10 protein-coding genes and 2 pseudogenes are annotated in these 12805 nt (G+C 57.5%); 7 read left to right on the forward strand and 5 right to left on the reverse strand.

Annotation, left to right across the window (positions count from 1 at the left end):
* Nucleotides 1-101: 101 nt before the first annotated feature.
* The 3 genes and pseudogenes from ACVWYY_RS14075 to ACVWYY_RS14085 all read left to right on the forward strand — a co-directional run.
* A pseudogene (locus ACVWYY_RS14075) lies at nucleotides 102-254 on the forward strand (NAD(P)/FAD-dependent oxidoreductase); the annotation flags it as partial.
* Between the two features lie 389 nt (nucleotides 255-643).
* Nucleotides 644-1444, forward strand: coding sequence for a hypothetical protein (locus ACVWYY_RS14080; protein ID WP_457440885.1), 801 nt, complete (start codon nucleotides 644-646; stop codon nucleotides 1442-1444).
* The gene (locus ACVWYY_RS14085; RefSeq protein ID WP_414331053.1) at nucleotides 1422-1763 is read left to right on the forward strand and encodes a hypothetical protein; all 342 of its coding nucleotides are present in this window, start codon (nucleotides 1422-1424) and stop codon (nucleotides 1761-1763) included. The genes ACVWYY_RS14080 and ACVWYY_RS14085 overlap by 23 nt, the downstream gene beginning before the upstream one ends.
* Before the next feature lie 35 nt (nucleotides 1764-1798).
* Here ACVWYY_RS14085 and ACVWYY_RS14090 read toward each other — a convergent pair whose 3' ends face one another.
* The gene (locus ACVWYY_RS14090) at nucleotides 1799-3403 is read right to left on the reverse strand and encodes a protein kinase domain-containing protein (protein WP_457440887.1); all 1605 of its coding nucleotides are present in this window, start codon (nucleotides 3401-3403) and stop codon (nucleotides 1799-1801) included.
* A gap of 67 nt (nucleotides 3404-3470) precedes the next feature.
* Nucleotides 3471-4712: an HhoA/HhoB/HtrA family serine endopeptidase gene (locus ACVWYY_RS14095; RefSeq protein ID WP_457440889.1), complete on the reverse strand. Its 1242-nt coding sequence runs from the start codon at nucleotides 4710-4712 to the stop codon at nucleotides 3471-3473.
* Nucleotides 4713-4942: 230 nt separating this feature from the next.
* Here ACVWYY_RS14095 and ACVWYY_RS14100 point away from each other — a divergent pair, with 230 nt between their 5' ends.
* The 3 genes from ACVWYY_RS14100 to glgP all read left to right on the forward strand — a co-directional run bounded on the left by ACVWYY_RS14100 (nucleotide 4943) and on the right by glgP (nucleotide 9564).
* Nucleotides 4943-5458, forward strand: a complete 516-nt coding sequence (locus tag ACVWYY_RS14100) for a nucleoside deaminase (protein ID WP_457402867.1) — start codon at nucleotides 4943-4945, stop codon at nucleotides 5456-5458.
* A gap of 273 nt (nucleotides 5459-5731) precedes the next feature.
* On the forward strand, nucleotides 5732-6916 hold the full coding sequence (locus tag ACVWYY_RS14105) for a SpoIID/LytB domain-containing protein (protein ID WP_457440891.1): 1185 nt from the start codon (nucleotides 5732-5734) through the stop codon (nucleotides 6914-6916).
* A 446-nt stretch (nucleotides 6917-7362) separates the two neighbouring features.
* A complete protein-coding gene (gene glgP, locus ACVWYY_RS14110) occupies nucleotides 7363-9564 on the forward strand; it encodes an alpha-glucan family phosphorylase (RefSeq protein ID WP_414332107.1) in 2202 nt (733 codons plus the stop codon).
* A gap of 103 nt (nucleotides 9565-9667) precedes the next feature.
* On the opposite strand, the gene ftsH is transcribed toward glgP, so the two are convergent.
* The gene (gene ftsH, locus ACVWYY_RS14115; RefSeq protein ID WP_414349995.1) at nucleotides 9668-11584 is read right to left on the reverse strand and encodes an ATP-dependent zinc metalloprotease FtsH; all 1917 of its coding nucleotides are present in this window, start codon (nucleotides 11582-11584) and stop codon (nucleotides 9668-9670) included.
* A 260-nt stretch (nucleotides 11585-11844) separates the two neighbouring features.
* Between ftsH and ACVWYY_RS14120 the strand changes: the two genes are divergently transcribed.
* Complete coding sequence (locus ACVWYY_RS14120) at nucleotides 11845-12318, forward strand: globin family protein (protein WP_011432275.1); 474 nt, start codon at nucleotides 11845-11847, stop codon at nucleotides 12316-12318.
* Here ACVWYY_RS14120 and ACVWYY_RS14125 read toward each other — a convergent pair.
* On the reverse strand, nucleotides 12315-12575 hold the full coding sequence (locus ACVWYY_RS14125) for a ferredoxin-thioredoxin reductase variable chain (RefSeq protein WP_414332109.1): 261 nt from the start codon (nucleotides 12573-12575) through the stop codon (nucleotides 12315-12317). The two genes, ACVWYY_RS14120 and ACVWYY_RS14125, sit on opposite strands and share 4 nt — an antisense overlap.
* 106 nt (nucleotides 12576-12681) lie before the next feature.
* A pseudogene (locus tag ACVWYY_RS14130) lies at nucleotides 12682-12805 on the reverse strand (RNA-guided endonuclease TnpB family protein); the annotation flags it as partial.

Here is a 12805-nt window from a genome sequence, read left to right on the forward strand (position 1 = left end):
TCTTCTGCCATTTGTTTTCATCTAAAAAAACCAACTTCATCCTCTTTCCTCTATAAATCATTCTCTCTATCCTAACATAAGATCAACACGACCTAGCTCCCTCCTTCCCCCTGGACCCAACGCGGGAGCGCTACTCCATGTACCTAGCCAAGGTGCATCTATTACCCTGGCTCTATTGGAACCGCATGCTCAAGGGCAAAAAGTTTGAGGCAGACATCTTCAAGCCCATCAACAAGTTGGTGCATCGCTACTAAGGCTCTTGGATCCCTCGCCCCTGACCCCTCTCCTCTGGGAGAGGGGAGTTTTTTTAGAGGCAGGCTTTTAGCCTTTTCAGCATCGGCAGCGCCGTGCGCAGGCCGCCTGAGTATTCGCGGAACAGCCCACCGGCAGGTGATTTTTGGCCCTTCCAAGCCGGCTGTAAGCTCCCCAACCCCAGCCACTCACCCTTTTTCGCAAGCAGAACCAAGTCTGACTGCCTCTAGATTGTCCTGGGAATTACTGAGGAAGATCGCGGACAAAGCTACAAAATATTTCTTAGTATCAATGTTTTTTGAGATGTAAGGCTTTGCCGCATAACTTTCCCCTAGTCTCCGTAAAGACCGGATAGGCTAAGTGTGAAAGTCTCATCTAAGGATGTTATCATATGTCCGACGAAGAAGAGCTAGGGTATCTCATCAAGAGGCGAAATGAAATTATAGAGCAGCAGAGAAATATCCAAGCCATTATTCAGGCTCCAAGGAATTGGCGAAAACGGGATATTTTGCGTCAAGCAAAAGAGTGGGGCTGGGAAATTGTTCAGCGACGTGCCAGACATAGCACGCAGGCTGTTCGGGGTGATTTAAGAATTCCTATTCCCGGACACGGCGGCGGAGATACTTTGAAAGTAGGATTAGCTCACAAAGTCTTATCCGAACTAGCAGAGCCTGTACTCAGAGAGCTGCAGCTTCAAGAGCAAGAGTACAGCGACCTACTTATTAGCTTTCCAGCGAATAGAGGTATTAGCTTTAGGGTTGAGGCGGATTTACTAACTAAGCAGATTGAGTTTCTGGAAGAGCAGAACCAAAAACTTGAATTTAAAATAGTCGAGACTGAGGAAGCAGCTCTTAGTTTGCTCACCGAGAAAGAACTTGAGAATCAGCGGCTAGCCAACAGAATGAGAGAGCTTGTGGAAGAGCAGCTTCAAGCGCAAGAAGTTCTCGGTCATGCTATCGTAGCTCTGAAGCAGCTCAAGCATCTCTTCGACCAGCTTCAGAATGCGGTAAACCAAATTCCCATCCTATGGGTTAAGAGCTTATTGCAAAGTTACCTGAACAACATCAAGTCTGTTTTTGAAACCAACTTGCTCTCTGCCGGTTCTAGAAAGTTGCTTCAGGAGAAAGAACAGGAGTCTCATCAAGGGAAGTTGCCTCAGGAGAACAACCATGGGTCTCATCGAGAGTCTTGAAACGGCAATCGCGACCTCGCGGCGCAACTATGCTGAGCTTGTTAGCTTGACAGACCAACTCATCACCGAGCAACAGCAGCAAGGTCAACGAAATTGGCTGCGGCTGAATGCCAAGCCCTGGACCGTAGCGACTCTTAAAAAAACCTTTGCTTCCTTTGCAGCAGCTCGAGCTTACTTTGGCAAATGTTATGGCTTAAAGGCAAGAGGGTGGAAAACTTTAGCAGAGCAGGTCAATACCGTTGAGACGGCATTGATTCACTTGGGTCTAGCTATTCGCGAAAACCCACAAGAAAAGAGCATCTCCCCTTTCAAGAATTGATGGCTACCCATTTTAGTCATTTCAAGCCAGGTTTTTTAGAAACAGGCTTTTAGCTTTTTCAGCACCACTCGATCCAGCGTCAGCAGCGCCGAGCGCAAGCCACCCGAGTAGCCCCAAAAAAAGCCGACAGGCAGATGTCCTGGCGGTGCATCCAGGCTGGTTTTGAGCTCGCCGTACCCCAGCCAGCGACCTTGGATCCGCCAACCCACGGCTTCCCCCATACACTCTTCGCGGGGCAAGGCGGAGAAGGATCGCGATCTGCCTATTGAGGTTCCTCCGGGGTCGCATCCTTGCCACAGTTGCTTTTGAACGCTAAAGCCAAAGCGCCCTTGGCTGGCCCGCACCCACAGTTGGTCAATCAGCCGCAGCATGGGGCAGGGGAAGGCCTGAACATCCTTGGGATCAAAAAAGCCCACTTGCGAGCGCCCAGCAAGCTTCAGCATCAGGGCTGTCGTCCAGCGATCCGCCTCCCCCCACTGCCCCGCTCGCAGCCGATCCCACAGACCTTGCAAGGCAGGGGCTGCTTCCCCCACCCACTCTGGCCAAGAGAGAGTTCCGGGCAGGGATCCCCCCTTCCCTCTCTCCTCTGGACAGACGTCAGGAAAAATCAGGGATCCGGATCCCTCTTCTCTTCCAGCTTTTTTGGCAGTGGCAGGGGTGGGAGGTGCCACCAGTTGCTCTAGCTCTTCCGCCGAGTGCCGGGACAGGAGCTGTTCCAGCTCGTCTTGGGGTTCTGGAGGCTGGGCCAAGATCTGCTCCAGCTCCCTCAGCTCTTGGGTGCGGATGGCTGGCTCAAAAGCAACCGGCTTCCTCCCTTGTTGAGAGGCTTCTGCCGGTAACAGTGCCAGCCACTCGGCCATGGTTTGCGGGCGCTCTTCTGGGTGGAGAGCCATCCCTTTGAGAATGGCAGCCTCCACAACCTCGGGAATGTTGGGGTTAAGGCTGCGAGGGGTATCCAACTGGCGGCCTGTGGCCCGCACTGGCGCACACATAGGCACCATCCCCGTCAGCGCCGTGTAGAGGGTTGCTGCCAAGGCGTAGACATCGGTGAAGGCGCCGCGGCGGCGCAAGCTGTCGTATTGCTCTAGAGGAGCATAGCCATCGGTGCCGTAGGAGGTGTGGCGTTGGATCAGACCTTGGGTGTAGCCGCGAGCTAGGCCGAAGTCGATCAACACCGCCTGCTGGGATCCCTCCCGCACCATGATGTTGGATGGCTTCACATCCCGATGCAGGATCCCCTGTTCGTGCAGGGCCATCAGGGCGGATCCCACCTCCCGCGTCAGGCGCAGGGCTTCCGGCAGGGGCAACGGCCCTTTTTGCCGCAGAAGCTGGTGCAGAGTCTGGCCGCGGATGTACTCCATCACAATACACCAGCGCTCCTGCTCCCAGATCACTTCTTCCACCTTCACCACATGGGGATGGTGGCAGCGGGCCAGTTGCAGCGCCTCATTCATGAAGTTCTGCTGGAAGTGGGGATAGTCGGGATCCTCACGAAGGCTGTCGTTCAAAACTTTGATAACCACCTGGTCGGCACGAACGCTATCCCAGGCCTGGTAGGTAATGCCGAAGCCCCCCTCCCCCAAAACGGCCTCGATGCGGTAGCGTCCCCCTTGCAATTGTTCACCAACTGCCCAAGCCATATCTGGATCCCTGCCCCTACTGCCATTCTGTCACAGGGATCAGAGAGTTGCTGGCCTATGGAGCCCCCTAGAAGTCCGAGGGCAGCACTCCCGTCTTCACCTGGAAGGTGCGTGCCTGTCCATTTCGGATGACCCGCAGCGTCAGTGTATTGCCCACCCCGGCGGCTTCCACCAACTGCTGCACCTGCTCGGCATCGCGGATGGCCTGCCCATTGATTTCAGTGATCACATCCCCCTCCCGCAAGCCAATCTCCTCAGCCGGGGATCCCGGAATCACCTGCCCGATCAAGACCCCTTCTTCCACCGTCAGCGTGGTGGGGCGAGCGGGGTCGCGGTTGAGGCGGGCCACAATGTCGGGGTTGAGGGTGATCATGCGAATGCCCAAGAAAGCGTGCTCTACCCGACCATTCCGGATCAATTGCTCGGCAATTTCCATGGCGCGGTTGATGGGGATGGCAAAGCCCACACTCTGGGCCCGCTGGAAGATGGCCGTATTCACTCCAATCACACGCCCTTCCGCATCCAGCAACGGGCCACCCGAGTTGCCGGGGTTAATGGCCGCATCCGTTTGCAGGAAAGTCACCCGCTTGTTAACAGCCCCAATTTGCCCGGAGGAGCGCCCGACGGCGCTGATGATCCCGGCAGTCACGGTATTGTCCAGGCCCAGCGGGTTGCCAATGGCGATGGCCCAATCCCCCGGTCGCACCAAGTCAGAGTTGCCCAAAGTAACCGTGGGCAGATTCTCCCCCTCAATCTTGATCACCGCGATATCGGTAACCGGGTCTGAGCCCTTCACCTCCCCTTCAAAGGTGCGCCCATCCAGCAGATGAACCCTGACTCGCTCGCTGCCTTCCACCACATGGGCGTTGGTGAGGATCAGGCCACTGGCGTCGATGATAAACCCCGATCCGGTGCCTTCTTGCCGAAACTCCTGCGGCAACTGCGGTAGTTGATCCCCAAAGAAGCGGCGAAACAGGGGCTGGTTGAACAGTTCTGGGTTGACCCCCCTCGACACGGTGCGGGTGGCATCGATGCGCACCACCGCTGGGCCGACCTTTTGGGCGACTGCAGCAATAAAATTAGAAGGCCGGACGGCATCGGCGGGAGGGGCAGAATTCGCAGCCTCAGGGCGGGGCTCAGACCAGGGCAAAAGGGATCCCACTCCCTCACTGGCCCGTCGCGTCCAAGTGACCAGGGGAGTTTGCTGTAACCACTCCTGCCCCGCTCGAGACGATAGCCAGACCCCACCTGCGACGCCTCCACCAAACAGAGCCATCGCCAAAAGTGTATGCCGTAGAATCCGCGCCATGCTCCCTCCCAAAGCTAAGCCGTATCGCCAAGACTCAAAAGGCGTGAACCCGCTCCCCCGACTTACGCCATCAAGACCCAGTTCACTCCTGGTCTATTCTATCTATTCCTACTCTTTACTTTTGATTCCTACTCTTTACTTTTGGATGTTCGGGGTATGTGTGCTTACCCTAGCAAATCTTGCGGACAGAGGCAGTGCTCGAAACGCCCAAAATGATCGGGGATCCGAGTATGCTCCATTCCTCCGAGCCACAAGGGCGGGATCCGTGGCAGCGCCACCGCGCCTGGATGCAGTTGGCCTTGCGAGAAGCTAAGCAAGCGGGAGAAGCCGGAGAGGTGCCGGTGGCCGCTCTGGTGGTGGGGCCAGGGGAAAAGTTGCTGGCTTTGAGCAGCAACCGGCGGGAACGGGATCGGGATCCCACGGCCCATGCGGAGATTCTGGCCCTACGGCAGGCAGGGCAACGGCTGGGAGATTGGCAACTGCGGGGCTGTCGGCTGTACGTCACGCTTGAGCCTTGCCCCATGTGTGCCGGGGCCATCAGCCAATCGCGGCTGGCCCAGGTAATCTACGGCGCCGATGATCCCAAGGCCGGGGCTTTGCGCAGTGTACTCAATTTGCCAGCTTCTGCCGCCAGCTTCCATTGCCCGGAGATCATCGGCGGAGTTTGCGAGGTCGAGTGTCGACGCCTATTGCAGCAGTGGTTTTGCCGCCGCCGCGGGATCCCCTCTGAGCCGGCTGAATCCTGACCGAGAGACTGGGGGCGGAAAATTCTGGGTTGAAGTCGTGCATCTGCAGGATGTTTTTGATACTGTCATAACGGGTTCGGCTGGCCCTTGCCCGGGATCCCGCACCAGCCTCAAAAAAGGCTTTCCGAGTGCGGGATCTCTTGAGCCCAACGGTGGCCGCTTGGGTTGTTGAGGGTGCGTCGGCCCTATGCCTGGATTCTCAAAACCCGACTTGTCTGGGATCCCTCGCTGGCTATGCCCAGCGGCGGGTAGTCTTTCACAGAGGATTGGTGTGTGACTATTGCCCTCTCCTTTTCTCCTCTCCCATCAGCTTGGCTTAGGAGTATTGCCCTTCTGGTTTGGGCTTGGCTGTGCTTGACCTTTCCGGTGCAAGCACGGGTGCTGCTGCGGGTGGCTGTTGCCGTCAACAAGTCTCAGGTCACGATCGGCAGCTCTACTGGAGCCCGCCTGTTGAATGCCCAGGGACAACCCCTGGCAGAGGTTCAGGCCATGCAACCGCTGCAGGCCAGCCGTTCGGGTTCAGCAGTCAGTTTGGCTGGCCAACAGGGAGAACGTCTTTACCTGCAGCCCACTGTCCCCGATGGGTTGGTGTTTATTGACCAGAATTGGTACCGCGGCTGGGTGGAGCTGATCCCTGGCGAGCGCGGGGTGATTGCCATCAACCAAGTTGGCTTGGAAGACTACGTTTCCAGCGTGGTGGGCAGCGAGATGGGACACCGTTTTCCCATGGAGGCTCTCAAAGCCCAAGCCGTGGCCTCCCGCACCTATGCCCTCTACCACCGCAGTCGCCGTTCCCAGCAGCCTTTTGACTTAGGAAACGGGATTGATTGGCAGGTTTACAAGGGAGTGGCTGCCGAATCCAGCCGTACCCAAGCGGCTGCCCGTGAGACCGCCGGGCAGGTTCTCATCCACCAGGGGCAGTTGATCAATGCGGTTTTCCACTCCTCTGCGGGGGGACATACGGATGATGCAGGCAATGTCTGGTTAGAGTCGCGGCCCTACTTACAGGGGGTGCCGGATTTCGATCAGCACTCACCGGTGTTTAGCTGGACGGCCACCGTTCCTGCCCAACAGATTCAGCAATTGGCTGCCGGGATCGGTGCCATTCGTTCTGTGGAGGTACTGCGCAGCTCCCCGTGGGGACGGGCAATCACGGTGCGCTTGACGGGATCCCAAGGGATCAAAGATCTCAATGCCGGCGATTTTCGTCGGGCTCTTGGGTTGCGCAGCACAAAGATTGCCATTAGCCCGCGCGGGGAGGCCACCACTACGGCCAGCCTGGCTCCTGTGGCAGGGACATTCCCGGCTTTCTTTGAGATTCAGGGGCGCGGCTACGGGCACGGGGTGGGCATGAGCCAGTGGGGAGCTGCCGCCCTGGCCAGCCAAAACTACTCTTACCAACAGATCCTCAGCCACTACTACCGCAACACCAGTCTGGCAGTGGTGGAAGGACGTTAAGGCTCAACTTCAAGGAGAAGCCAACAAAATAATCGATTGGTAGCAAAAGTAGCTGCAGTTTTTAAGAGCTTATGAGAAGCAGCATTTTAATTGAACCGGAGGGGTTCCCCAAGGGTTCGTTGGGGTTCTGTAGATTTTGTTAACTTTGAGTTAACTCTAACGTTGCACCATCTCTGAAGATAGACGGGCAGCTTCTGCCGGAATCGAAAGCTGGGCTGCCTGTGAGCGCTGCTTTTGAAGGCTCCGCGCTGCTATGACAAGATCGAGAGAAGCCTGGGCAAATTTGGGTTACATCCCTGAAGATTTTGTGAAGATTTTGTAGAGATCTTGAATTCCCCTCTCGGGATCCTCAGGATCGGCTCAATAATAATTGAGATACGTTTACCAGCATCGACCTCTACCTCTTCTTTTTCGAGCCCATAACTTTAACCCCAGGTATCTGTCCTATGTCCATTGCCACCTTAGCTCCTGCTTTTCCCGAACGTTGTCCGGTGCTGCCGGAAGCGCTCACGCCCCTGTGCGAGATCGCCCGCAACTATTGGTGGACCTGGAACCCCGATCACCTCACCATTTTCCGGGAAATGGATCCCGCCCTGTGGGAAAAAACCTCCCACAACCCGGTGCGCATGCTGGAGGAGGTTTCCTACTTGCGGTTGGCAGCCTTGGCCACCGATGTGAACTACCTCAACACGTTGAACCGGATGGTGCAGTCCTATCGGCAGTACATGACGGCTGAGGATACCTGGGCCAAGCGCACCATGAAAACCTACGACTGGCAGCGTCCTATTGCCTATTTCTGTGCCGAATACGGCTTGCACGAGTCTTTGCCCACCTACTCTGGCGGGCTGGGTATGTTGGCCGCCGATCACCTCAAGTCGGCTTCAGATTTGGGGGTGCCCCTGGTGGCCATCGGGTTGCTCTACCGTCAGGGCTACTTCCAACAGCGCCTGGACAACAATGGCTGGCAGGGGGAGCTTTACGAAGACTCTGAGTTTGAGTCTCTGCCGTTGACTCTGGTGCGCCAGCCGGATGGCAGCCCTCTGTTGGTGGAAGTGGCGATGCGGCAGCGGTTGGTGAAGGCGCGGGCCTGGCGGGCGGACGTGGGCCGGGTACCTCTTTTTCTGCTGGACACCGACCTGCCGGAGAACGACCCCATCGATCGCTGGATTACCGCCCACCTCTACGGGGGCAGCACCGATACTCGCATTGCCCAAGAGTGCATCCTGGGTATCGGTGGGGTGCGCCTGCTGCGCCAGTTGGGTTTGGATCCCATGGTTTATCACATGAATGAAGGGCACGCTGCTTTCCTGACGCTGGAGTTGCTGCGGGAGGAAGTGGCGCGGGGCACCCCCTTCGAGACGGCGGAGGCCAAGGTGCGGGAAAAATGTGTGTTTACTACCCATACACCGGTGCCGGCTGGCCACGATGCCTTTAGCCCCAATGAGATGGATGCGTTCTTTGCCTCCTTCTGGCCTCAACTGGGCCTGACGCGGGAACAATTTTTGGCCTTGGGAGCTCGGCGCACCGGGGATCCCTGGGAGCGCTTTAACATGACGGTGCTGGCTTTGCGGTACGCGCGGGCAGCCAATGGCGTAAGCAAGCTCCACGGACGGGTTTCTCGCGAAATGTGGCATGTGCTCTACCCTGAGCGATCGGTGGATGAGGTGCCCATCAGCTCCATTACCAATGGGGTTCACGCCCGTACCTGGGTTTCCCCTCTTTTTTGGAACCTCTACGACCAGTACTTGGGCCCCGATTGGCCGGAGCGGGTGTCAGACCCGGAACTGTGGGCCAAGGTGGAAGAGATCCCAGATGAAGAACTGTGGCGGCGCAAAGAGGCTCTGCGGGAGCGGCTGGTGTCTTTTACCCGTCACCGGGTGTTGCGGGCCCGGCGCAATCGCGGCGAAAGCAATGAGCGCATCCAAGCGGTCAACCAGTTGCTGGATCCCAAGGTCTTGACGATTGGGTTTGCCCGTCGCTTCAGCACCTACAAGCGAGGAGATTTGATCCTGCGAAATCTGGAGCGAATTACCCGCATCTTCACCAACAAAGAGTACCCTGTGCAAATTATCTTCGCCGGCAAGGCCCATCCCCGGGACGAAGGGGGCAAGCGCCTGATCCAGCGGGTGGTGGAATGGTCCAACCGGCCTGAGGTGGCCAACCGAGTCGCCTTCATCGAAAACTACGATGCCTATGTCGCTCGCAATTTGGTGCAGGGGGTCGATGTGTGGCTGAACAACCCGCGACGCCCTCTGGAGGCCTCCGGCACCTCAGGACAAAAGGTGGGCTTCAGCGGGGGATTGAATTTGTCGGTACTGGATGGCTGGTGGCCGGAGGGTTACAACGGTCGCAATGGCTGGGCTATTGGCCAAGAAATCGAAGGTCTGGATCCCGCTGCCCAAGACGACTTGGACGCCAACTCCCTCTACGACTTGTTGGAGTATGAGGTGATCCCCATGTTCTACGACCGGGACGAGAAAGGGATCCCGCGCCGCTGGATTGCCCGCATGAAGGAGGCGATCCGCACGCTCAACCCCGTTTTCAACACCGACCGCATGGTAGCGGAGTACGTGCTGAAAATCTACGAGCCTCAGCCCCTGGAAGCAGAGGCGAGCCGGACTTTGTTGGGTTCGGCTGTTGCCGGCTAGGGTGGACTCCCCCTCTCCCAGCGCAAATCATACAAAACATTGGGATCCCTCTCTCCTCAAGAGGAAAAGCAGGGATCCCGGGTTTGCGCTTGGGGAAAAGAGACTAGGCGCTGGCGTTGACGGCCATAGGCAGAGTCAGCGGCTCTGGCTCCTCTTCGGGGGGCAGCATCACCACCTCAGAGTTGTCGATGATGGCCTGCAGCTCTTCCCCATCGATGGTTTCGGCCTCCACCAAACGACGGGCGATCCGATCCAAGAGGGCACGGTTTTCCCGAATCAAGTAGGTGGCCCGTTGGTAGGCCTCGTTCACCAGCCGCCGCACCTCTTCGTCAATGAGGGCCGCTGTTTCCTCCGAGAAATCCCGTTCTGCGGCGATTTCCCGGCCCAGGAAAATGTTGGTGTACTGGCGACCTAGGGCTACATTTCCCAGGCGATCGCTCATACCGAAGCGGGTCACCATGTTGCGGGCGATGCGGGCCACCTGTTGCAGGTCGCTGGCTGCCCCCGTGGTGATCTCCGACTCTCCGTAGACCACTTCTTCGGCCACACGCCCACCCAAGGCAACGGTCATCATGTTCTTCAGATGGGCACGGGTGGTTAGTCCCATGTCGTCATCGCTGGGCATGAACCAGGTGAGGCCACCTGCTTGTCCCCGGGGGATGATCGTCACTTTTTGGATGGGATCGTAGTTGGGCAAGAGGGATCCCACCAGGGCATGGCCCGCCTCATGGTAGGCCACCAACTCCTTGCGCCGTTCGCTCATCAGCCGATCCTTCTTCTCTGGGCCGGCCAACACCCGATCCACCGCGTCGTTGATCTCGTCCATGGAGATCTCGGTGAGGTTGCGGCGGGCTGCCAGAATGGCTGCTTCGTTCAGGAGGTTGGCCAAGTCGGCGCCGGTAAACCCAGGAGTACGGCGGGCCAACTTCTCCAAATCCACATCCGCAGACAGGGTTTTGCCGCGGGCATGCACCTTGAGGATTTCTAGCCGGCCCTGAAAATCGGGGCGATCCACCGTAACTTGGCGATCGAACCGGCCAGGCCGTAGCAGCGCCGCATCCAGCACATCCGGTCGGTTGGTGGCCGCAATGACGATGATGCCGGAGTTGCCCTCAAAACCGTCCATCTCGGTGAGCAACTGGTTCAGGGTCTGCTCCCGTTCGTCGTTGCCACCTCCCAAGCCAGCTCCCCGCTGGCGACCGACTGCATCAATTTCATCGATGAAGACGATGCAGGGAGCATTTTGCTTGGCCTGCTCGAACAGATCCCGCACGCGAGAAGCGCCGACCCCGACAAACATCTCCACAAACTCAGAGCCAGAGATGGAGAAAAAGGGCACACCTGCTTCTCCGGCTACGGCGCGGGCCAACAGGGTCTTACCGGTGCCGGGCGGGCCCACCAGCAGCACCCCGCGGGGAATCTTGGCTCCCAAAGCGGTGAAGCGCTCTGAATTTTTCAGGAAATCCACCACCTCTGCCAGCTCCAGCTTGGCCTGATCGATGCCGGCCACATCGTTGAAGGTAATCTGGGTTTTCGGCTCCATCTGCACCCGTGCCCTGGATTTGCCGAAGTTGAGAGCTTGGCTGCCTGGGCCATTTTGAGCCCGCCGCAGCAGGAAAAAGAGCCCCAGCAAGAGCAAAACCGGCAGGAAGAAGGTGCTGAGAATGCGCCCAAGTAGCCCCTCCTCTTGGACAGGACGCACGGCCAGCTCCACCCCGTTGGCAACCAGGGTGTTCTCAAACTCGGGGGTAAGGGGGGGCAGATTCACCTGCACTTGGGTGGCGCGGTTGTTGATTTCTGCCTCGGCAATGGCAACTTGGCGACCATCCGGGGCCGTCTCCACCAAAACTTTGCTGACCTCGCCCCGTTCGACGCGGCTGATTAGGTCGGAGTAGCTGATCTCCAAACGCTCAGCCGGGCGGGTACCCAAGAAGGTGGTGGCTAAAGAGATCAAGACGATGGCCAGTAGCGCATATAACCCCGCGCTTCTCCATTTCTTGTTTTTACCTTTCTGACTCACGGAAGTGTTTCCTCCCAAAGGGTGTTTTTGAATCGAACTCGCAGATGGCGACTTGTGGGTAACAATCTGGGGTCGAGTGGGTTCTTGCAGCAACAGACTGTTAATTAATATTAACCTGACTGAGAGGGTTGCCGGGGATCCCTGCAATTCCCCTCTTCTGGCCGGGAGTTTGGGGATAGGATTGAGAGACCAAGGCTGGACCGTCAGTCAGAACAGGTGGTGTTTTTTCCATTCTCATTCCAGCTTGCCCAGGGATCCCTATGCTGACTCAACTGCGCGAACTGAGCATCGCTGCCGACGGACGGTATCTCAGGGATGAGGAGCTGCAGTTCATGGAGACCTACCTAGCCTCCTTTGACCTTCGCCTGAGCGCCTATCGCAAGATCCAGGCGGCGGAAGCCCAGATCATCCGGGATGTGGAGATGAAAATGCGCGCGCTGGATCCCTACTTGCTCATGCGAGGGGTGGAAGACTTTAGCAACAAGTGGAAAGCTGACACCGTTCGGGTTCTGCGCCTTTCGGCTTTGGCCATGCTCCTGGACGATGAGCAACGCTACAAAGATCGATTTCTCTACTGGTTCCAGACCTTAATGCGGGCCTTCCGCACCCAACGCAGTTGCGAGGCCACCTATCGCTTCCTACAAGAAGTGATAGCCAATTACCTCACCCCCGAAGAAACCAAGTTGATCAGGCCAATTCTGGAAACCAACCGCACGCTGTTGGGCCTTAACTAGGCCGCCGTCCCGGCGGGCTCTTCAGAGTTGGCCGGCTCAACCACCTCCAGCTCATCAGCTTGGAGATGCGCACGGAACTTGTTGTCAAACTGCACCTGAAAGGGAAAGTTGGCGCTGATCGGGCGGCCATTCCAATCCCGAAGCACGGCCTTCAGCTCCCCTTCCATGCCTTTGAGGTCAAAAGGTTGATTGCGATGTTCCGGGTGGTGATAGACAATCACGCTGGTACGCACCCGCACCCGATCTCCAACTTTCATGTCTTGCCCTCCTAACAAGGCGGCCCACCACAGGAACCCACTGGAAACACTCTAGCTCAATCTCTAAGCAAACCTTCGAGATGTGGAGAAGTATGTGGAAAGTAAACTACCCGACCCTGACTGCTTCGCAGTACGGGGCGGGCTTTCGGTAGCCCTGCAGTTGGCAAGCCAACCACGAACCTCTAGGCTGGTTTACAGCAGCCCCCAAAAGCGCAATCACATTCGCACCA

This window comes from Thermostichus sp. MS-CIW-34 (assembly GCF_054060435.1).